The organism is Chryseobacterium sp. D764 (assembly GCF_019317325.1).
Lineage (GTDB): Bacteria > Bacteroidota > Bacteroidia > Flavobacteriales > Weeksellaceae > Chryseobacterium.
In genome coordinates, this window is record NZ_CP079219.1 from 1,877,290 (window position 1) to 1,900,277 (window position 22,988).

The following is a 22,988-nucleotide window of genomic DNA, read 5'->3' on the forward strand; positions in this document are numbered from 1 at the left end:
TACAAATCAAACGATTGATTGATTTTTTAATATAGATTTAATTTATTGTAAAGAAAAGACGTTTTCTATAATGGGCACTGAAACTGCTGGAAAGCCTGTTTTCAGACAAAAACAACCTCAGAAAGCTTAATAATAATGGAGTATTTAGAGAAATTTCAATGCAAAATGTGAATCTTTAACACAATGTTAATGTAAAATGTATTAAAAAAAAGGAAAAACAGAAACAAAAAACTCCGGTTGCTACCGGAGTTTTATTTATGTGCTTTTGTGAATATATCTTGATAATTTTATGCCGAGATCGGTCCAGACAATTTTAGGATTTCCGTTTCGGGTAAGGTGCAGATCCGCAGTATTGATTTCTTCCAGAATACTTTCAATATTGGCGCCACTGATAAATTTTGAAAACCCTGCCCAATTGAAGCCGTTCGCATTAATCTTTTTATACACCAGATTTTCGGACTGATAATTCTGAAGTAATGCCAGTCTGAAGATTTCAGAACAGTAGTTCAGGAAGTTTTTCTGTTTTTCCCTATTCCATCCTGCAATTTCCCTTGCCCAGAAAATAATGCTTTTTAAATATTCAGGTTTCTTTTTAACCATAAATGCATCTCTCACCCACTGTACAAAGAGCTTTTCGAATTCATTACTTTTATCTCCAGAATTCAACAGTTTTATGGCATCATTGAGATCTCCCTGCGCTTCATGAACAATCTCTTTCACTTTTTCTTCTGAAACAGAAAAGTTCTTTTTAAGATGGTTTTCAATATCTTCATCATGTATTCTCGGGATTTCTACAATCTGCGTTCTGGAAAGGATGGTAGGAAGAATATCATTGGTACTTTCCGCAGTAAGAAGGATGATTGTTTTAGCCGGTGGTTCTTCTAAAAATTTCAAAAACTTGTTGGAAGCGGCAATATTCATTTTATCAGCTCTCCAGACGATAAGAATTTTAGTTCCTCCTTCAAAACTTTTCAAAGAAAACTTCTGGTTCTGGTCATCAATTTCATCTGCGGAAATAAACAGCTGCTTATTTTCCGACTCTAAAAAAGCAGTCCAGTCATCATAGCTTGCATAAGGAGAAGCCATGATCATTTCTCTGAATTCATCAAATTTATTCTTACTTAAAGAATTTCTATTATCCGTAAAAACAGGAAAGCTGAAATGCAGATCCAGGTGATTGAGATGTTCTACTTTCGCTGCAGCATGTTCATTCTCACGATTTAGAATCTCTTTTGCATAGGCTAAAACCATAGGTAAAGTTCCGTATCCCTCTTTTCCTACAAAAAGTTGGGCATGGCTCACTCTGTTTTCGGCAATGCTTTCTCTAAGAAGTTTTTTCAGATTCGTCTGTCCGGCGATATTCTCCCAATTCATGTTTCAAAGATAAAAAATCTTATCTCAATTTATAAAATTAAGTCTGCTTAAAATGTATAAAACTATAGATTACAAATTTCAAAAGAGATCACTCCTATCTTATTATAGGAAATATCAATAATAAGATTAGAATAAAACTTAAAATTAAATTTTACACAATTTAATTTTAAGCAATAAATTTACGGAGTGAAATTTTTCGTAAATTCATTACGGTTTCACATCATTTTCAACTAGTAAAAATCATACACCAATGGATACAAACCTGGAACAAAAAATCAAAGGTATATTTCAACAGCAGAAAACCTTTTTCAAAACCAATAAGACTAAAGATATTGAATTCAGAAAAGCGCAATTAAGAAAATTCCGTGAAGTTTTTTTGCAGCATACGGATGATCTTTGTGAAGCCCTGTCTATTGATCTGGGAAAAAGCAGAAAGGAAGCAGAGTATGTGGAAATTCAAATTGTCATTAGTGAGCTGGATTATTTTCTGGAGAATATTGATGAATGGGCAAAACCAACTTCCGTCCCTTCAAAGCCACATCCATCAGGAGCTGAAGTGGTAAGCAAAGTAATGTATGAACCTTATGGTGTTACCTATATTATTGGCCCTTTCAACTATCCGGTTCAGCTTACATTCAGTCCGCTTATTGGCGCTTTGGTAGCCGGAAATACAGCTATTCTAAAACCTTCTGAAAATACACCTCATGTTGCCCAGGTTCTTGAAAATATTGTAAAAGAGTCTTTCGATGAATCTTATGTAGCAGTCATTCAGGGAGCTATTGAAGAGAATACTCTATTATTAAGCCTTCCTTTTGATTATATTTTCTTTACAGGAAGTCCGAATGTTGGAAAAATTGTGATGAAAGCAGCCGCAGAGCAATTAATACCTCTGGCATTGGAACTTGGGGGAAAATCGCCAACGATTGTTCACAAAGATGCAGATCTTGATAAGGCGGTAGCAAGAATATCTTACGGAAAGTGGATTAACTGTGGGCAAACGTGTGTTGCTCCGGACTATATTTACATCCACGAATCTATAAAGGGTGCATTTATTGAAAAGTTTAAAGCGCATTTAAATACTACTTATGAAGGTCAGTCATTAGGGAAAATCGGGAAAATTGTGAGCCAAAATCAAATTAAACATCTAGCCGGTTATTTGGAAGCAGCTCCTGAAAAAGTGATCTATGGGGGCAGCTATGATCTGGAAACCCGTCATTTTGAAGCTACTTTAATGGATAATATCACCTGGAATGATCAGGTAATGCAGCAGGAGATCTTCGGCCCTATTCTTCCTATCATGACATATAGTGATATTAATGAGGCTCTGGAAGAAATAAACAGCCGCCCAAAACCACTGGCATTATATGTTTTTACAGAAAACCAGGAATTTGCAGATAACGTTTTGCATCATACCACAAGCGGAGATGCGGAGATCAACAGTACAATTATCCATGTGGGTTCGCATTATTTACCTTTTGGGGGTGTAGGAACTTCAGGAATGGGAAAATATCATGGAAAGTTCAGCTTTGAAAGCTTTAGCCACAGCCGATCCGTGCTTCAGGTAAAATAATAAATAGAGATAATAAGTCCTATAAACTAAGGCTGTTCAATATAGAACAGCCTTTTTTATATAATAGAACTGATATTTTAACTGATGAAAATTTGCATTTTTCTTTGAAAGAAAGGCCCTTAACAAACTTTAACCACATATAATTTTTACAATTCATTAATATTTAAGATATTTGCGCATTGTTTTAAAAATAAAGAATGAAAAAAATCTTTGTAGTATCATTCATATCAGTTGGATATTTTCTAAATGCACAGAGTCTAAGCAACTCGCCTTATGCAACGTATGGAATTGGAGATGTGAAATATGATAATACGATCGAGACTACTTCTATGGGAGGTATATCAACTGCTTTTATAAGTGATTTCACTAGTAGTTTCAATTTTGCCAACCCGGCAAACAACGCCAATTTTGAACTTACGAGTATCAGACTGGAGGCTACCAATGAAAACAATTATTTCAAATCGAACTATAACGATATGAAATCTACAAAGCATTCTACGTATCTTTCCAATATTTCTCTTGCATTTCCACTATCTCCAAAAGTGAAAATGGGGATTTCATACCAGCCATACAGTTCTAAAAGTTACGATATCGTAAATGAACAATTGGCTGCAGACGGAACTCCAATGTATAAAAATAACTTTAAAGGCAGCGGAACATTGAATGCTGCACAGGTTGCTGTTTCTTATAAAATTAATCAGGAACTTTCTGTGGGAGCAAGAGCGAACCTTTATTTTGGAGACCTTAATGACCTTAATGAATTCCGTGCGTACAACCCTGCTACAGGTAGTTATGCTGGTGAATATGTTAACGGTTATCAAACTAAAAACAGAGTCAGAAACTTTAATTTTACGCTTGGTACAAGCTACCAGACTTTAAATACCCGTACTGATAAGAAATTCACAGTAGGAGCAACTGCTACTTTTGGTAACACAAGTAATATGACTACTGAATACGTCAACAGTACTTACAGATACTCTGATGCTCAGGAAACCAATAAGGTATATGAGACAATCATAGATCAGCAGGAAACAAAATCTAAAAACCTTCTTCCATTACAAGCATCCGTAGGGGTTGGATATGGAAGTGAAAACCATTGGTTCTTATCAGGACAGGTGGATTATAAAAAAGGAGAAGATATCTCTTATTTTGGTAAAACTTTCGACTTTCAGGATACGTACAGAGTTTCTGCCGGTGGATGGTACCTTCCTAACTATAATAACTTCAGAAACTACTTTTCAAGGGTAATCTACAGATATGGAGCTTTCTATGAAAGAGGAAACCTTAAACTGGAAGGAACAAGCATCAACAAATTCGGTATTTCTGCCGGGGTAATGCTTCCATTCAAAACAAGTAGTATCACAAGAATGAGTGGTCTGGAAATAGGTCTGGAAGTAGGTAAAAGAGGAACTCTTAAAAACAACCTGATCAATCAAAATTTTGTCAACCTGAAAATCGGCTTTAATTTTGCTGATAAATGGTTCCGAAAGACTCTTTATAACTAGAATGAATTTTTCAAAAAAAATATCATATAAAAATATAGCATGCCTTTTTAGTTGTGCTATATTTTTTATATTGACATCCTGTGAAGAGGATCTTACCAAAAGAAATGGAAGCCAAAGCAAAAATTTCCCTTCACAGATTATCAACAACGCCAATATTATACAGCGTGACTCCGGCTTTATCACTTTAAAAGCCAAAGCACCCATCATTGAAAAGTATGAGCTGATTGACAGCCCTTATGTAGTAGCCAGAAAAGGAATTGACATTGAGTTTTTTGATAAAAAGAAACCTAAAGTTCCGGGAAGGATTACAGCTAAATACGCCCGTATCTTTGAATATAAAAAATTCTACGAAGCCAAAGGTGACGTAAGGATAAAAACCAATGAAGGACAGAGATTTGCAATGCAGAGTATTTATTGGGATCAAAGAAAGAACAGAATCTATACTAAAGATACAGTATATGTTACCATGGAAGACGGCTCTACGCTGGTAGGCGCCAATGGAATGACTGCAAAGGATGACTTTTCAGAATATACTTTCTATAACAACTCAGGAGATTTCAGTTCAAAGAGAATTTCCGAGAATAAAAAATAATCCAAAAAAATAATGAAAGCTCTGGCTATTGGACTGATGTCCGGGACAAGTCTGGACGGTTTGGATATCTGTCTTGCTGAATTTGAGAAACAAGACAAATGGACCTTTCAGATCCTGAAAGCCGAGACAATCCCCTATTCTGAGGATTGGGAAAACAAACTTCGAAACTCTATTCATCTTTCTGCTGAAGATTTACTGGAACTGCATTCAGAATATGGTTTTTACCTTGGTCGGCAGGTGAAAAAATTCATTCATAAGCATCAGCTCGAAAACATCAGCCTGGTTGCATCTCACGGTCATACGATTTTCCATCAGCCTAAGCGAAAATTTACCCTTCAGATAGGAGACGGCAGAGCGATCAAACTGGAAACAGGATTACCCGTTATCTATGATTTCAGAAGCCAGGATGTGCTGATGAATGGAAACGGAGCTCCGTTGGTTCCTATAGGTGATGAATTACTTTTTTCGGAGTATAACGCCTGCTTAAACCTTGGCGGGTTTTCCAACATATCTTTACATTCAGACGGAAAAAGAATCGCTTTTGATATAGCTCCGGTTAATATTGTATTGAATCATTTAGCACAACAAATCAACAAAAGTTTTGATGAAAACGGAGCTCTTGCTCAAAAAGGAGAAATAAATGAAGCTTTGCTGAACGATCTTAATACTTTAGATTTCTACCAGCATTCACACCCAAAATCTTTGGGAATCGAATGGTGCAATAAACATATATTTCCGGCTCTTAAAAACATTGAAATCTTAGATGCCCTTGCCACTTTTACGGAACACACCGCACAGCAGATCGCCAATGTTATCAATAAAAATAATATAAAGGATATTCTTATCACCGGCGGAGGTGCTTACAACTCATTTTTAATTGAAAAAATAAGATCAAAAACACAAGCTGAAGTGATTATCCCTAAAAAAGAAATCATTGATTATAAGGAAGCCCTGATCTTCGCTTTTATGGGTGTTTTAAAAGTAAATAATGAAGTGAATGTACTGTCTTCTGCTACAGGAAGTTCCTATGACCACTGTTCAGGGGTCATTGCATAACAATTTTCATATCAAAATAAAAAAACCTTCAAAAATGAAGGTTTTTTTGTTATTTATAGGCTTCGATTTTATCGGTAAGCGTATTGATAAAGTTCTGTAAAGGTTTTTCTACCATCATTTTGATGAACGGATTGAATTTTCCCTCGAATAACATCTGAACTTCAGTCTGATTATCACTGATTGGGTTTAAAGTTGCTGTTAATGTGAAATCCAAGCTTGAACTTGCAGATTTTAAAACAGCTTTCTGATCATCTACTTCGTCTATTTTTAACGCGATTTCCGGCATTCCCTGTAATCCGAATTTAAATCCGTTATCTCTTGTTTCAAATTTTTGAAGACCATCCGGCATAAAATCTTTATAGTTTTCAGGTGATTTTAACAACTCGGTAAGTTCTTTAGATGATTTATTGACAATAATCTTTCGTCCTTCTAAATTCATTTTTTATTTTTGTATTTAAATTCTTAACTATTACAAATGTATAAAGTTTTTGTCAACGAAAAAAAATTATTGATATCTAAGCATCCGGAAGCTCTTGAAAAAAAGCTTGAGTATGAAAATTATACAACTTTAGAGATCGCTTTGGATCTTCTGGAGAATACTTCTGTGCAGGAACTTAACGTATATGGAGAGAATTTGGATGAAATATGGCAGGAATTTAAAAAGCTTTTCAGAATTATAGAAGCAGCTGGAGGCCTTGTTAATAATCCTGAAGGTAAAATCCTTTTCATTAAAAGACTCGGCAAATGGGATCTTCCGAAGGGTAAAATGGAAAAAGGAGAATCCAGAGAAGAGTCTGCAGTACGGGAAATAGAAGAAGAAACCGGTCTGAGTGATGTAGAACTTGTAAAATTCATCAATACCACTTACCATATCTATATAGAAAGAAACGGCGAGAAAATCCTTAAATGTACCCATTGGTTTGAAATGAACTTTGACGGAGAAGACACTTCCAAGCCGCAAATAGAAGAAGGTATTACTGAAGTGGCCTGGAAAACAACAGCAGAAATTGAGGATGAAGTTTTCCCAAGTACCTTCAAAAATATTATACTGATTGTACAGGAATTCTGGGACTTGAAGAAATAAGTAGTAGGTCTGGAAGCTGGAAGAGTGAAGCTGGAAGTTACTATCCGGCAATCCACTTTTTCGGAGATCATTTAACAATGAAGTTTATAAAGTTGAATAAAAAAGAGAATACTCTTCACTTACCTTCAGGATCTTCCCTCTCCCAGCCTCCAGCTTCCTTACTCTGTTAAATAAATTCGATCAGCTTCTCGAGAGCAATTCCCCTGGAGCCTTTCAGCAATATATTTTCAGAGTGAATTTTGTTCTGTTTTAAATATTCTATCAGGACTGTTGTATTTTCAAAAGCAAGATCTGAAGAATTAACCTCTTTAAAATGCTTTCCTACCGTGATAATTTCATTGAAGTTAAGTTCCTGAGCCAGTTTTAAGATGTTCTGATGTTCTTTCTCACTTTCATCACCCAATTCCAGCATATCCCCAATAATAATGGTTTTACTGCCCTCAAAACTGATGAAATTATTCAAAGAAGCGGTCATAGAGCTCGGGTTGGCATTATACGTATCCAGAACCAAAGTCTTACCCTCTTTTTTCACCACCTGAGATCTCATATTGGTAGGCGTGTACAATTCCAGCGCATGTTTTATTTTTTCAAAACTGATTCCGAAATGAAGCCCCAGGCTTGCCGCTGCACAAAGATTGGTGAAATTATATTCTCCAGTCAGTTTTGAAACTGCTTTTACTCCCTGATAAGTCAATCCTACAAAATGTTCTGCAGAAAAAGATTCAAAATTGTAATCTGATGTCTCTTTTCCAAAAGTAATTTTAGGTAAATAATTTTCAGTTTTTTCTACCTGAATAGGATCATTTTCATTAACAAGAACAGTTCTGTTATCATTTTTAAGATAGTCATAAAGCTCAGACTTTCCTTTAATCACCCCTTCAAAACCTCCGAATCCTTCTAAATGGGCTTTTCCGAAATTGGTAATATATCCAAAATCGGGTTGAGCGATGGTACACAGGAATTCAATTTCTTTCTGATGATTAGCTCCCATTTCAATCACAGCCATTTCATGTTCCGGTTTAATGGAAAGAATTGTCAAAGGAACTCCTATATGGTTATTCAGATTTCCAAATGTATACTGTACATTATATTTTTCTGAGAGTACAGCATGAATCAATTCTTTAGTCGTCGTCTTCCCATTACTTCCTGTAAGCCCAATAAAAGGAATGGTAAGCTTGCTTCTATGATAAAGAGACAATTGCTGTAAAAACTCAAGGGTAGATGGAACATAGAAAATATTTTTATCTCTGTTTTCAAACTCCGGAAGTTCAACAATTACGGCCAAAGCTCCATCATCTATGGCTTTTTCCGCTAATGTAGCTGCATTGAAATTCTCACCGGAAAAGGCAAAGAAAATATCATTCTCTGCTATTTTTCTGCTATCGATGGTCACTTTTGCAGCCTGCAGAAATAAAGGATAAAACTGTTCTATATTCATGTGGAAATATATATTTTTTAAAAAGAGGTCATATGCAATCGCCAAATCTATATGAGTATTTTAGACTTTTTAACCAAAGCGATTTCATGGTTCAAAAATAAAAAAACCTTCCGAAAGTTCGGAAGGTTTTTTATAAGTATTTTTTGATAAATATTATCTTCTAGTTCTACCCTTATCGTTAGTTCTGGCATCCTGTGCAACACGGAATCCTACCCAACCATAAGCTCTGTTTTGATTTTTATATCTTCTTTGTCCCGGATCCAGCCAATATGCTGTATCCTGCCAAGAACCACCTTTTACAACTCTAACCTCGTTAGAAATTCCTGAAGTTCTGTCTTTGGTATCTTTTTGTAGTTTCACTCTACCAGCTCCATCTACAACAAAGCTTTGTTTAGGAGCATTGTACATATCGAACCCAGCAGCAGAATCAGAAGCTCTGTAATATTCTAAAGAAGATTGTCTGTCACCATCTCTGTAGTTTCTGTAATCAGCGATAGTTTGTCTTTCGAATTGTCCAGGAAGTCCTTTGTAAACTAATCTTCCGTCAGCCAAAGTATCATATTTGATAGTACCTTCGTCGATCATTTTATAAGTTCCGTCACCGTTTCTTACGATAGCCTGAGGCATGTTTCCTCTATAGTAGTTGAAATCACTGTAATCTTCATCAATGATTGGTCTGTACACATCCGCAGTCCATTCTGAAACGTTCCCGAACATACCGTATACACCAAGATCGTTAGATGGATACTTTCTTACGTCAGAAGTCTGTGCTGAACCGTCATTCTTCCATCCTGAAATCCCTGAATAGTCACCTTTACCCATTTTGAAGTTTTCAAGGAACATTCCTCTGTCTCTTCCTTTGGTACCTCTTAGTCTTTCGATTTCAGGTTTTTTTCCTAGGTATTGGTTATATTCTCTGGTTTTTGCCATACCAAGAGCTGCATATTCCCATTCAACTTCGGTAGGAAGTCTGAACTTCTGTACCATTGCAGAATTTGGAGCTCTGTTAGCTGCAAGCAATCTCTGGTTTGTAGTTTTCATACCAGTTTTTTGCTGCATCCTTTTTTCATTAATATATCCTTGCATTTCAGGATCATTCGATTTGAATTTATCCATGTTGAATGCAGTTCCTCCCTGGTTGTTGGATTCGTTGATATACAAATCTTTGGCAATAATACCAGACTGCATCAAAGCTTTTTCATTCGCTCTATCTGTCAGCCATTCACAGTATCTGTTTGCCTGAGTCCAGGAAACTCCTACCACCGGATAGTAATCAAATTCCGGAGAACGCAGATACGTTTCATTATAATCGTTTCTTGCTAATTTGTTGTCCCACAATAAGGTATCCGGTAATGCACCGTTATAGATTTCCTTAAAACTAGGATCACTTGGTGGGAATACATACTTCAACCATGTCAGGTATTCGCGGTATTCGTAGTTAGTAATTTCTGTTTCTCCGATAAAGAATGAACTTACCTGCATCCTGCGAGGCGTGTTATTCCAATCGTGCATAACATCATCTTTCACTAATCCCATTGTAAAAGTTCCACCTTCTACATATACCATTCCAGGCCACCCCTTCTGCTTTTGTTGCTTTCCTGCAAAAAACCAACCTTGTTTTTCGTTTGGTTTCCAACCCGTTTTACTGACAAATTTTTTGGTACCGCCACCTTTGCTGGTTCCTGATCCGCCACAGCTGGTTAATGCAAGTGTAGAACTTAATGCTATTAATGAAAACAACTTTAGTTTTTTCATAGTCGATATAAATATTTTCAAAGTACAAAGAAAAAATAAATTATTCAATAAATCAAGTAAACATTTGATTTTTTTGAAAAACGTTAACAATTTAATTTTATTGTATCGCAATTTAATTCTAAAATTTTCATTTATTTTGTAATTTAGCAATTTCAATAGTAAACATGAAACGAAAAATTACGCTTTTATCTTTAATCGCTTTTGCATCAACACTTTACGCCCAAAGAAACACCATAGAATGGAATGGATCGAAAATTCAGGATTTTGGCGACACAAAATTAAATCTTCCTAATTTTAAAAATGAGGGTTTTTCTTTCAGCCAAAATAATGTTTTTATAGTAACCAAGCAAAAAATCGGAGAAAAGCAGCTTAAAATTTCAGATCTTGTCTGGGAAAGCGTTCCTACTCAGGATTTATTTGAGTTGGATAAAGGAAGACTCCCTGATTATGATGTAGCAGATGTTTCTTATTATAATTTAGATGGAGACAGCTATGCCAGTATCAGTGTTGCTTTGTTTAAAAATGTAAAAGGCCGTGTTCAGAGATTATCTTCGTTTAATGTTTCAGAAGCCTCTTCATTTGTAAATACTACAGGAACTGTTAATAAGATAGGAACAACCGGCAACCCATTATCAAGTGGTAACTTTTATAAAATAAAAGTTGACAAATCCGGTGTATTCAAAATCACATCCCAGTTTTTAAAAGATAACGGAATCAATCCCGGCTCTGTAAATCCTAAAAATTTCAGAATTTATGGAAACGGAGGGGTACTGCTTCCTGAATATAATCAGGATGCAAGATATGGAGCTTTACAGGAAAATGCCATTCAGGTAGTAGGTGAAGATGACGGGGTATGGAACGATAATGATTATGCTCTTTTCTATGCTCAGGGTCCTGATGGATATAACCTTTACGACACTTCCAATGGAAATGGTTTTAAAAGAAAAGATACCCGGTTCAGCGAAAGAAGTAATAACGTTAAAAATATATATGAAGATTTTTCTTATTACTATATCAACTTTGACAAAGGTTCAGGGAAGAGAGTTCCAACTGTTGATGGAACCCTTCCTGCCCAGCTGATTACAAGATATGACAATTACCAGGTGATCAACAAGGATCAGAAAAACTTGTTGAAAGTAGGAAGAACCTGGGTGGAAGACACTCCTTTCAGCAATGAAAAAACAATAACACTTTCCACCAACTCGCCAATACAGGCCGGTGATGTTATACGATACAGAACTCAGGTGGTAGCTTATAATTCGCAACAGAATACGATTGATTTTAAGATCAATAATTTAAATCCGCATCCACTGCAAACGATTCCTACAGATACTTCATCTTATCAGTATACCTTCTACCCTGTAACCTATTCCGGAACGCTTACCAATCTTACCGGAAATCAGATTACAATGGTTTTGAATCCTGATATTTCTAAAAACCCTAACGGAACTTTCTATTTTGATTATGCAGAAGTTCAGTACAAAGAAAATCTTGCGTTCAATGGTTCACAGATGAACTTCAGGGATTATTCAATTGTAAGTGGAAGTAATACAGATTACGGATTCAGCATTACCAATGCGGCTAATATAGAACAGGTATGGGATGTAACGGATATTACCAATGCCAGCCGAAGAGTGAATAAAGCCGGAGCCGGCGCTTTCAACTTTGCTTATACAGCTGCTGATCAGAATTTCAATAATGAATTTGTGGCATTCCGTGCTGATGCGGCTTTCAGCCCACAGTTTGTAGGAAGAATTTCCAATCAAAATCTTTCTGCCTTACAAAATATAGATTACCTGATTCTGACGGTTCCTGAAATGATGGGCCAGGCACAGAGAATTGCCAACTATCATCAGACTGCTCATAATTATAATGTAGAAATTGTAGACGTTAACAAAATCTATGAAGAATATGGCAGCGGAAGTAAAGATCTTACGGCTATAAGAGATTTCGTCAGCAAACTCAATACTCCTCTTGGCAGACTTCAATACGTATTTATCCTGGGTGATGCTTCATTTGATTATAAAAACAGAGTTCCCAATAATACAAACGTTGTTGCCAGCTACCAGAGTGAACAGTCTTCAGATTACGTATCCTCATTTGTAACGGATGATTATATTGTAATGACCAAACCGCAGACCACATTGTTAATTGAAAACAATTTACCGGATCTGCCTGTAGGAAGAATTCCTGCTGCAAACGCAAGTGAAGCTGGAGATATGATCAATAAAACATTGGCTTATTACAACAAACTTCAGGGGCAGTCAACTCCTTTCGGAGACTGGCGTATGCGACTTGACTTTGTAGTGGATGATAATGATGAGGGAGGAGGTCCGTTTCATAATGTAATGAACAGTTCTCTGGCCGGCATATTTGAACAACCGGGACAGACGGAACTTAAAGAATATAATGTTAAAAAGTTATATATGGATGCCTTTACCGCTCAGAGTACCTCTGGAGGTCGAAGATATCCACAGGTAAACCAGGCTATTTCCAATGCTATCGGAAACAGTTTATATCTGTTTTATTTCGGACATGGAGGAATCAATGGCTGGGCACAGGAAAGAGTATTAACAACTACTGAGGTTCAGAATGCCAATAACTTCTCTAATGTATACAGCAGATTCCCGTTTGTTTCTACCATCACCTGTGAATTTACATTATGGGATGAGCCTGCAACCAATTCTGTAGGGGAACAGTTTATCAAAATGAAACAGGGAGGTGCATCAACAATGATTACTTCCAGCCGTGCTATTGGTGTAGATTACGGACGTGATTTCACGAATACATTTACCCAGAATATTTTTAAACTAACGAATGACGATTTCAATACGTTAGGAAATGCCCATTTACTGGCTAAAAAACAGAAGGGACCAAACAATAACCATTTAAAGGTAAACTTCCTGGGTGACCCTGCTATGAAATTAAGCAGACCTCAAAGACTTCTTACCATTGATAATATTGAAACTCCCGTTCCGGGACTGATCAGAGGATTGGATTTCGTGAAAATAAAAGGACACATCAATAATCCGAACGGAACATTGAACAATACCTTCAACGGGAAAGTCAGCATCAATATTTTTGATAAGAGATTAAATAAGAAAACATTAAATAATACCGGTGTTTTAACCCCGGTTTTAGATTATACAGAGGAGGGAAGTGCTATTGTAAAAGCTGCCGGAACTGCTGTAAACGGAGTATTCACTGCAGAATTCTATGTTCCTAAAGATATCAACTATGCGGTGGGACAGGGAAGAATTTTAGCCTATGCAGACAACAAGTCAACGGATGTTTTCAACAACCAGGCGGTGCAAGTAGGTGATATCAACCCTAATGGAATCAATGACAGCCAGCCTCCAAAAGTAAAACTGTATATGAATAACACCAACTTTGCAGATGGTGGAATTACCAACCAGAATCCAATGCTTCTTGCCTGTCTTACAGATGACACAGGAATCAACTCTACAGGTTCAGGGGTAGGTCACGATATTACCACGTACCTGGACGGGCAAATTATCAATACCGTTGTTTTAAATGATTTTTACTCTGCAGGAGAAGGAAACGGATGTTTAAATCCAAGTCTTGCTGACTACCAAAAAGGAAATGTAACCTATCCTTTCAGAAATTTAGCGATTGGACAACACCAACTGACATTTAAAGTTTGGGATATAAACAATAATTCTACATCTGCTACGTTAAATTTTGAAGTTAAAGATGAATCTGACCAACACCTGACGATCAACCGTCCGCTGAACTGGCCAAATCCATTTACAAATAAAACCTATATTCAGTTTGAACACAATTGTGATGATATTCTGGATGTGAACGTACAAATTTATACTATAACCGGAAGATTGGTAAGAACTTTATCGCAGCCGGTAGTCGCAGAACCTTTCCTACAGGGCTTTAGAACCCCTCGTCAGGCAATAGAATGGGACGGAAGAGATGATTTTGGGTCAACAGTAGCAAAAGGTACGTATATTTTTAAGATATTTGCAAAAAGTCAAAATCAAGAAAAATGCAAAGGAAGTGCTACAGCTGTAGAAAAAATGGTACTTTTGAAATAATTAAATAATACATAGACAATAATATTAACAAAAAACTGATAATATATAAAAGACAACATATGAATTTAACTACTAAACTGCTTTTAGGATTTGGTTTGAGTGCTGGTTTTTTAGGCTATTCGCAAGATTTAGGTAAAGTAAACCCAGTTCTTACCGGAGCTCCTTTCCTAAGAATTGCGCCTGATGCGAGATCAGGAGGTATGGGAGATCAAGGGGTGGTAACCTCTCCGGATGCATTTTCACAATTCTGGAATGCGGCTAAATATCCTTTCAGCAGAACAAGTTCTTCCGTAGGTCTTAACTATACGCCTTACATGGGGAAACTTACCAATGATGTATTCTTATTATATGCTTCGTTCCATAAGTTTTTGGGGCAGGAAGAGAGATCTACAATCTCTGCAAGTATCTATTATTTCAACATGGGACAGGTAGACCTGACTCAGTTGGTAGGTACAGAAATTGCATCAATGGGTACATCAAAACCAAACGAATTCTCAATTGACGTTGCTTATGCTTTGAAGCTTTCTGATTCATTCTCTGGTGCTGTTACCGGTAGATTTATCCGTTCAGACTTAGCCGGAGGATTCAACACAGACACTACACTTAAAGCAGCAAACAGTTTCGCAGTAGACGTTTCAGCATACTATACCTCACCAAGATTCTCCAGTATCGGAGGATATGATGGTAAAGTGAATGCAGGTTTAGCTATTCAGAATGTAGGTCCGAAACTGGATTATACAGGAAATGAAGAGTCAAGATCTTATCTTCCTACAATGGCAAGATTAGGAGTTGGGTATGACATGTACCTGGATGATATGAACAGAGTTGGAATTTCTGTAGAAGGTTCAAAACTTTTGGTTCCCGGATCTGAATATGCAGGAATTGATCCAAATACAAGACAGCCTATTTATCAAATCCCGAATGTAGGGCCAATGGCTGGTATTGGAAAATCTTTCAAAAATAAAAACAGTATCATGTACAGTGGTGCTTTAGAATATTCTTATGACAATGCATTTTCTGTAAGAGGAGGTTACTTCCATGAAAGTGAAGAGCAGGGAGCAAGACAGTTTGCTACAGCGGGTGTTGGTTTAAGATACCGTTCTTTCGGGCTTGATCTTTCTTACCTGATCAACATGTCTAAAATCAACAGTGCATTGGATAACACGCTTCGTTTCGGTCTTACCTGGAACATCGGAGAAGAAACATCCAACAACGATCGTTAAAAAAAGCTACAGCTATATAAAAAAAGCCTCATACATTGTATTGAGGCTTTTTTATATCAATTGTGAAAGGGTCAATTCGCTTCGCTTGTCAATTTCTTTTACATACTATAAAAATTCACCATTCACTTTGCGAAGCAAAATTCACTATTGACCTTTAAATAATGTAATGGTATACTCAAGAAGTCTCCCATCTCCATAATCTCCATGTCCCGGAACTACAATTTTCACGTCGGGATATTCTTTTTTTACTTTTTCAATGGTATTTGACCACGCAGAGACATTTGCATCTCCTAAATATCCTTTGCCCGCCTCAAGCTCTTTCAACAAACAACCTCCAAACAGAATATGTTCACTTGGGAAATATCCAACAGCATTATCTCTTGTATGACCTTCTCCGAAATACTTAGCAATAACATCCTTATCACCCACTTTCAGAATCACAGAATCATTAAAACTGTTTTCAGGGACAACGAAATTATTTTCTTTGGCTAGTTCTATTGTTTTAGCATTGGAATAAGAAGGAATATTCTTTTTATGAAAGGCCAGCAATCCTCCTAAACTATCATCATGAAAATGAGTGGGAATCACTGCATTGATTTTCGCATGAAGTTTTTCATTGATCCATTGTATCAGCTCATCTGAACCTGTATCATTAGTAGGTGTATCAAAAACAATAGTTTCATTATGGTCTTTTACAATCAATCCGTTACAGGGAACATTCCCGAAATCATTGGTCTGCTTAAAAGAAGTATGAATAAATGTGTTTTCTGAAATCTGGGTGATGATCAGAGTTTTTGATTCATAAATTTTCTTTGCCTTAAAACTGCTTTTCTTCTGTGAAATACAGCTTAACATGATAAAAGAAAACAAAATGGCTAATATATTTTTACTGATGATCTTCATAAAATGATAATTTAAGCTTGAGATAAGCTAAGGTAAGAATTCGTGGAACAAGATTTGTTAGCTGTTGTGTTAAAAATAACCAATTATGAGTTGTGAATCATTCATATGTTTCTTCTGTCAATTTATTTTTAAATAGTACTACAGCTCAATTAAAAAAATATAATATTTAAGTTTACAAAAGTCTTTCTTTTATGGCGATTTTCTTAAATTCAATAGCTATTTTTGTAGTATGAACTATTCGGCAGAGCTAAAAAAATTTGTAACCAGCCAGTATGTATATTCTGCTATCAGAATTACATTAGCTACTGTTCTGCCTTGTTTAGTCCTCGCCCACTTCGGGCTTTTGAAGGAATATTTTCTTTTCCCTCTAGGAACCAGCTTTGTAGCTCTTACAGATCAGCCCGGGCCTTTCATCAGAAGAAGGAATGCCCTTACTTTTGCAATCCTCTGTTTTGTTTTTGTCGCGCTCATCGCAAGTCTTGTGATGAATATCAAAATATTGGTAATCCTGGAAGTCATCGTATTTGGGATGTTTTTCTCCCTGATCGGAGTTTACGGTCAGAGATTGGCGGCAGTAGGTTCACTATCACTCGTTGTACTTGCCATTTTTATTGACGGTCATCTTACAGGAAGTAATATCTTTAAAAGTCTGCTGATCTTTGCTTCAGGCTGTATTTGGTTTTTGCTCATATTCCTTATTGTAACGACAATCCGTCCATATAAACTGGCAAGCCAGATGATTGGGGAAAATTATCTTCAGCTGGCCGAGTTTTTAAAGATTAAAGCTAATTATTATCAGAAAAATCCGGATTTTAATAAACTGACCACTCAGGTTATTGCAAAACAGATTGCAATAAAAAACTTACAGGAAGACACCAGAGAAACTGTTTTTAAAACAAGAACTATTGTCAATGAATCTACAACAACCAGTCGTTTATTGATGCTGATGTTTTTGAATTCCATGGACCTTCATGAGAAGCTGATGACTTCCGAAAGCGATTATCAGAAGCTTCAGCAGAGTTTTGAGGACAGTATGATCCTTGTTAATATCCATGATTATCTCAATCTTTTGGCAGAGGAGATCACCAATATCGGAATTGCCCTTCAAAGTGGTACCAGAGCAAAGCCGATGGTAAATCTGGAACAGGAATTAAAAAGTCTTAATTACAATTATTTCGAACTCAGAAATAAACAGCTTTCTCCTGATAATCTGGAAAATTTCATGATCCTGCGCCAGATCCTGATGCGTATCTATGAAATTACGAAAGAAATCAACGAGATCTATAAAGTATTTTCTCAGAATATAAAACTGGCAAAAAGTTTATCCACGGGATTAGACTTGAAAAAATTCATGCCTAATGAACCCAAACTCAATGCTAAGGTTTTAAGAAATAATATTTCGTTATCCTCTTCCCATTTCCGCCATGCGATAAGAATTACAACGGCTTTGCTGCTGGGGTATATTTTCTCGATGTTTGATGTTCTGGGACTGGGACATACGTATTGGATATTAATTACCATTACAGCCATTTTAAAACCAGCTTACTCCATCACGAAACAGAGAAACCTGCTCCGTCTCTATGGCACAATTGCAGGGGCCAGCATTGCTTACGCCATTCTGCATTTTGTACATATTAACGGTGTTTTACTCGCTATTCTGCTTATCAGTATGATTATGTGTTTCAGTTTTCTGAAAGGACGTTATTTCTGGGCGGTATTATTCATGACAATTTATGTTTTCCTGAGTTTTAATTTTTTAAATCCAGGGAAAGTCAATATCATTTTTAAAGACAGAATATTTGATACAGCGATTGCGGGAATCATTGCTTTTGTAGTATCTTATATAGTACTGCCAGTTTGGGAACATACCCAAAACCTGGATCTGATGAAGAAGTCTGCAGCAGACAACCTTATCTATTTTCAGAGTGTGATTTCCAAATTCTTACAGGGAAATTTTGATCTTGAAGATTATAAGGTAAAGCGAAAAAATGCGATCATTTCTTTGGCCAACCTTTCTGACAATTTTCAGAGAATGATTTCGGATCCTAAAAATCAGCAGAAAAAACTGGAAGTTGTTCATCAGTTTGTGGCAACATCACACCTGATCACAGCATATACCGCTTCTCTTTCTCAATATTCCAAGAGTAATGAACAATATCCTGAAATAGATGCTGAAAGCTGGAGCCGGAAGATTGAAGCTGAAATGCAGCAAACTTCTGCCCTCCTCAACGGAAATGACATCAACGAAACCTTGAAAATGGAAAGCCGCCTTGAGCCGGAAGATTCTTCCATTGAAGATATGCTTCTGAAAAGAAAAACCGAGATTGAGGAAAATGACATTGTAGACAGAAGAGATCCAGATAAAATATCCCATTTAACGGAGCTTAAAAACATCCATGATATTCTGGAACTGATCTATGATGTAGCAAAAGAACAGAGAAAAGTAATCGAGAAGTACAAAAACGAGACAGATCCTACTCCTCCACAATCGTAAAGCAGTAGTCATCGAAAAACTCTACCCTGGCCTTGAATTCATCTGAAAACTGGTCGTCATAGACACGGCAGCTTATTTTATGAAGATGCTTCAGCTCGAAAGGCTTCACCTCATAGTTTTTCTTTAAAGACCAATATTTTGAGTGGTGAATTTTATACATACTTTCTTTTACACTCCATATAATTGTATAAAAAGTATGTGCTTTATCTTCAGGAATAAAACCGCGCTCATTTTCATAGGTAAATTTATCGATCACCCTTAAAATCTTAGGATTGAACTTTTCTACATCAATCCCTATTTTATTTTTAGAAATGGCAATGGCAGCAAAGGGAAAAGAATGCGTAATGGAAATCTCTGCATCGTTGGGAGAAAGAAAAGGCTCTCTTTCTTTATATAAAATCTTAGAATTGGGCTTTAATCCTTTCAGGAGCTTGCGTACCATCAGGACTTCCAATAATTTTTTAGGATGATAATCTTTTACCTTCTCAGCATTTTCCGGTTCCAGAAGCTTATGGATATCCAATTCTTCACTTTCATCATACTTCCAAACAAGGATGGTGGCATTATCATCTGAAAAATCTCTGTAGAGTGGCATTCTTTTTTATATGAGACAAAAATACTAAAAAAAGCTTGAAGCTGGGAGCTGGAGAATGGAAGTTACTATTTGTTATAAAAATAATTTGTAAACCAGATAAAAGAAATTGTCGATAAAAAACAAACTCTTTGTTTCCTTAATATTTATAAACCTCCAGCTTCCCGCTCCCAACATCCAGCTTAATTATTTAGATTGATGATTCACATCATTTCTATGCTCTACAATTTCAAGATTTGCATCTACAAAATAGGCGCTTCCGAATCCGTTTACATAAGATCCCTTTACAGGCTGCAAGGCAATTAAAATAAAATCTCCCATTTCAGAAATGACATCCACTACTTTACCATGAGTCTCTTTAAGTTGGGCAACTACAGTATTCCATACTTCAGAATCTCTTTCAATCTGAGACGCTCCTGCTTCAATAGTCAGCCTTTCACGGGCATAGATCTGCTTCGTTGCTGATTCATCTTCAATAAACATGATGGATGTTTTTCTTCCGTCAGCAAGGTTTTTAGTATGTTTTGCCATGAAAGATACCAGGATATAAAATGTATGCTCTACTTGAGCAAAAGGAGCATAGCTTGAATTGGGATTCCCTTCTGCATCTACAGTAGCCAGAATAATACTTTTTGAAGCATTGATGAGTTCCTGTACTTTTGGAGCAACAGGTTTGATTTTCTTTTCTGTATGAGTATGGTTCATAATATATTTATTTATCAGTTAAAATTAATTATTTATATTAAGACTAAATAATATTAATTCATGTTTAATCTCATAAAACTGAACTTGATCTGCCGTTTTTATATCTTAATTATTAATCGTAATTTTGCCTTTCGTAATCAATTGAATTTAAAATTATTCATTACATATGAGTACTACAACACAATACGTTCCTTATAAAGTTAAGGATATCTCCCTTGCAGAATGGGGTAGAAAAGAAATTACCCTTGCAGAAGCAGAAATGCCTGGTTTGATGTCTATCCGTGAAGAATACGGACCATCTCAGCCACTGAAAGGAGCAAGAATCGCAGGATGTCTTCACATGACAATCCAGACGGCTGTGCTTATCGAGACATTGGTAGCTTTAGGAGCTGAAGTTACCTGGTCATCTTGTAATATTTTCTCTACACAGGATCACGCTGCTGCTGCTATTGCTGCTGCTGGAATTCCGGTGTATGCCTGGAAAGGTTTAAATGAAGAAGAATTTGACTGGTGTATTGAGCAGACTTTATTCTTTGGTGAAGACAGAAAGCCATTAAACATGATTTTGGATGATGGTGGAGATTTAACAAACATGGTTTTTGATAAATACCCTGAATTCACAAAAGATATCAAAGGTCTTTCTGAAGAAACCACTACAGGTGTTCACAGACTGTATGAAAGAATGAAGAACGGAACTTTAGTAATGCCTGCAATCAACGTAAACGATTCAGTAACTAAATCTAAATTCGACAACAAATACGGATGTAAAGAATCTGCTGTAGATGCAGTAAGAAGAGCTACAGACGTAATGTTGGCCGGAAAAAGAGTGGTAGTTTGCGGATACGGAGATGTTGGTAAAGGTACTGCAGCTTCATTCAGAGGAGCTGGTTCTATCGTTACTGTTACTGAAATTGACCCAATCTGTGCGCTTCAGGCTGCTATGGACGGGTATGAAGTAAAAAGATTAGACACTGTAGTAGACAACGCTGATATCATCATCACTACAACAGGTAACTTCAATATCGTAAGAGGAGAACACTTCCTTAAAATGAAAGATAAAGCTATCGTTTGTAACATTGGACACTTCGATAACGAAATCGATATGGCTTGGTTAAACAAAAACTATGGTCAGACTAAATCTGAAGTGAAACCTCAGGTTGATATTTATACTATTGAAGGAAAAGAAGTGATCATCCTTGCAGAAGGTAGATTGGTAAACTTAGGATGTGCTACTGGCCACCCAAGTTTCGTAATGTCTAACTCTTTCTCTAACCAGACTTTGGCTCAGATCGAATTATGGAACAACTCTGCAGCTTATGGTAATGAAGTATATATGCTTCCTAAGCACCTGGATGAAAAAGTAGCAGCTTTACACCTTAAGAAATTAAGCGTAGAACTTGAAACTCTTTCTCCTGAGCAGGCTGAATATATCGGTGTAGATGTAAAAGGGCCATTCAAGCCTGAATACTACAGATACTAAGATTTAAATAAAACATGATATGATCCCACTATTTCTAAGATAGTGGGATTTTTTATGGAGTGCCGCAGGGCAATTCCTTATTTTTGTCAGCTAAAAAAATAACATGAAAAACTACTTATTTCTGGGAATGATGAGCGCTGTTGTATTCCTTAACAGCTGCAGCGGCAATGATGATAATGAGGGAACCAATAATCCTTCCGAACCAAAAATGTTATTAAGTAAAATCACTACAGTTTACTATGATAATCCATCACAGCCTCAAACCAGCGTAGAAACCCTTGAATACAATAGTCAGGGACAGCTTATAAAAACTTCGTCTGCCTATGGAACTTCCACATTTGAATACAATAACGGGAAACCTGTAAAGATAAATCATTATAATACCAACCAGACACTGGAATACTATTCTGCTTTTAATTATAACGGAGATCAGCTGGCAAGCGTTAAAGCAATCTACAACACTCATCCGGATTACAACAGAACGATTACCTATAATTATAATACCAACGGACAGGTGATCTCTACATCTCTTTGCCAGTCGCCAGACTGTTCCAATCCCATCGTTGATACGTATGCTTATAATGGGAACAATATTTCATCAGAGATTTCAGAGGGTGGAGGATCCAGCACTAAAGTTGTGTATTCCTACGATGATAAACTGAACCCATATACCAATCTCAATAAGTATATTAGAATTATGATGGGCAGAGCTATTGTGATGAGCCCCAATAATTATCTGATAGAAAAGGTAAGCTACAAAAGTAACGGGACCTGGATACAAAACCAAACCAGAACCTCTACGATAGAATACAACAGCGCCGGTTTACCTACTCAGGTAGTCTCAAAAGAAGCCAACGGAAACCTTTCAGCTCAGTATAATTACGAATATATCACTCAATAATAACAGACTCTCCAATTTTGGGGAGTTTTTTTATGAGCTGATCCCGCTATCCGCTCATACTCCTCACACCAGCACTGTCACCCTGAGCGAAGCCTAAGGGTCTCAACGCAAGTTCCGGGGTAACCGCTTCTATCGGGGGCTAGGGGAAAATTTTGAATTATAGATTATGAGCTATGAATTTGGAGGTATTCTATACATATTCAATAAGAACGGACTATAATCCTGAGCTTAGACGAAGGGAATCCGTTT

17 protein-coding genes are annotated in these 22,988 nt (G+C 36.5%); 10 read left to right on the forward strand and 7 right to left on the reverse strand.

What is annotated here, in order from left to right; translation table 11 throughout:
* Positions 1 to 255: 255 nt before the first annotated feature.
* On the reverse strand, positions 256 to 1,374 hold the full coding sequence (locus KYG33_RS08410) for an ATP-binding protein (RefSeq protein WP_077418453.1): 1,119 nt from the start codon (positions 1,372 to 1,374) through the stop codon (positions 256 to 258).
* Positions 1,375 to 1,624: 250 nt separating this feature from the next.
* On the opposite strand from KYG33_RS08410, the gene mdlD reads away from it, so the two are divergent.
* The 4 genes from mdlD to KYG33_RS08430 all read left to right on the forward strand — a co-directional run bounded on the left by mdlD (position 1,625) and on the right by KYG33_RS08430 (position 6,097).
* Positions 1,625 to 2,944: an NAD(P)-dependent benzaldehyde dehydrogenase MdlD gene (gene mdlD, locus KYG33_RS08415; protein ID WP_219073063.1), complete on the forward strand. Its 1,320-nt coding sequence runs from the start codon at positions 1,625 to 1,627 to the stop codon at positions 2,942 to 2,944.
* A gap of 197 nt (positions 2,945 to 3,141) precedes the next feature.
* The gene (locus KYG33_RS08420; protein WP_047387668.1) at positions 3,142 to 4,449 is read left to right on the forward strand and encodes a membrane protein; all 1,308 of its coding nucleotides are present in this window, start codon (positions 3,142 to 3,144) and stop codon (positions 4,447 to 4,449) included.
* Between the two features lies 1 nt (position 4,450).
* Complete coding sequence (lptC, locus tag KYG33_RS08425) at positions 4,451 to 5,041, forward strand: LPS export ABC transporter periplasmic protein LptC (RefSeq protein WP_034699921.1); 591 nt, start codon at positions 4,451 to 4,453, stop codon at positions 5,039 to 5,041.
* 12 nt (positions 5,042 to 5,053) lie between these two features.
* Positions 5,054 to 6,097, forward strand: a complete 1,044-nt coding sequence (locus KYG33_RS08430; RefSeq protein WP_219073064.1) for an anhydro-N-acetylmuramic acid kinase — start codon at positions 5,054 to 5,056, stop codon at positions 6,095 to 6,097.
* A gap of 49 nt (positions 6,098 to 6,146) precedes the next feature.
* On the opposite strand, the gene KYG33_RS08435 is transcribed toward KYG33_RS08430, so the two are convergent.
* A complete protein-coding gene (locus KYG33_RS08435; RefSeq protein ID WP_047387661.1) occupies positions 6,147 to 6,536 on the reverse strand; it encodes a hypothetical protein in 390 nt (129 codons plus the stop codon).
* A 36-nt stretch (positions 6,537 to 6,572) separates the two neighbouring features.
* On the opposite strand from KYG33_RS08435, the gene KYG33_RS08440 reads away from it, so the two are divergent.
* Complete coding sequence (locus KYG33_RS08440) at positions 6,573 to 7,181, forward strand: NUDIX hydrolase (protein WP_219073065.1); 609 nt, start codon at positions 6,573 to 6,575, stop codon at positions 7,179 to 7,181.
* Positions 7,182 to 7,347: 166 nt separating this feature from the next.
* On the opposite strand, the gene KYG33_RS08445 is transcribed toward KYG33_RS08440, so the two are convergent.
* Entirely contained in the window at positions 7,348 to 8,619 is a 1,272-nt protein-coding gene (locus KYG33_RS08445) for a UDP-N-acetylmuramoyl-tripeptide--D-alanyl-D-alanine ligase (RefSeq protein WP_077418445.1), read from the reverse strand.
* Positions 8,620 to 8,772: 153 nt separating this feature from the next.
* Positions 8,773 to 10,374, reverse strand: coding sequence for a gliding motility lipoprotein GldJ (gene gldJ, locus KYG33_RS08450; protein WP_077418444.1), 1,602 nt, complete (start codon positions 10,372 to 10,374; stop codon positions 8,773 to 8,775).
* A 164-nt stretch (positions 10,375 to 10,538) separates the two neighbouring features.
* Between gldJ and porU the strand changes: the two genes are divergently transcribed.
* Positions 10,539 to 14,441, forward strand: a complete 3,903-nt coding sequence (porU, locus tag KYG33_RS08455; protein ID WP_219073066.1) for a type IX secretion system sortase PorU — start codon at positions 10,539 to 10,541, stop codon at positions 14,439 to 14,441.
* 59 nt (positions 14,442 to 14,500) lie between these two features.
* On the forward strand, positions 14,501 to 15,664 hold the full coding sequence (porV, locus tag KYG33_RS08460) for a type IX secretion system outer membrane channel protein PorV (protein WP_047378455.1): 1,164 nt from the start codon (positions 14,501 to 14,503) through the stop codon (positions 15,662 to 15,664).
* Between the two features lie 144 nt (positions 15,665 to 15,808).
* Here the strand turns inward: porV and blaCHM are convergent, their stop codons facing one another.
* Entirely contained in the window at positions 15,809 to 16,567 is a 759-nt protein-coding gene (gene blaCHM / locus KYG33_RS08465; RefSeq protein ID WP_077418440.1) for a CHM family subclass B1 metallo-beta-lactamase, read from the reverse strand.
* Between the two features lie 229 nt (positions 16,568 to 16,796).
* Between blaCHM and KYG33_RS08470 the strand changes: the two genes are divergently transcribed.
* Positions 16,797 to 19,061 (forward strand): FUSC family protein, encoded by a 2,265-nt coding sequence (locus KYG33_RS08470; protein ID WP_077418438.1) that lies wholly within the window; start codon positions 16,797 to 16,799, stop codon positions 19,059 to 19,061.
* Here KYG33_RS08470 and KYG33_RS08475 read toward each other — a convergent pair.
* Entirely contained in the window at positions 19,042 to 19,656 is a 615-nt protein-coding gene (locus KYG33_RS08475; protein WP_219073067.1) for a 4'-phosphopantetheinyl transferase family protein, read from the reverse strand. The genes KYG33_RS08470 and KYG33_RS08475 overlap by 20 nt on opposite strands.
* A 183-nt stretch (positions 19,657 to 19,839) precedes the next feature.
* Entirely contained in the window at positions 19,840 to 20,358 is a 519-nt protein-coding gene (locus KYG33_RS08480; protein ID WP_219073068.1) for a pyridoxamine 5'-phosphate oxidase family protein, read from the reverse strand.
* Between the two features lie 166 nt (positions 20,359 to 20,524).
* Here KYG33_RS08480 and ahcY point away from each other — a divergent pair, with 166 nt between their 5' ends.
* Positions 20,525 to 21,838 (forward strand): adenosylhomocysteinase, encoded by a 1,314-nt coding sequence (gene ahcY, locus KYG33_RS08485; protein WP_047378461.1) that lies wholly within the window; start codon positions 20,525 to 20,527, stop codon positions 21,836 to 21,838.
* Positions 21,839 to 21,941: 103 nt separating this feature from the next.
* Positions 21,942 to 22,739 (forward strand): hypothetical protein, encoded by a 798-nt coding sequence (locus KYG33_RS08490; protein ID WP_219073069.1) that lies wholly within the window; start codon positions 21,942 to 21,944, stop codon positions 22,737 to 22,739.
* The last annotated feature ends 249 nt before the right edge of the window (positions 22,740 to 22,988 follow it).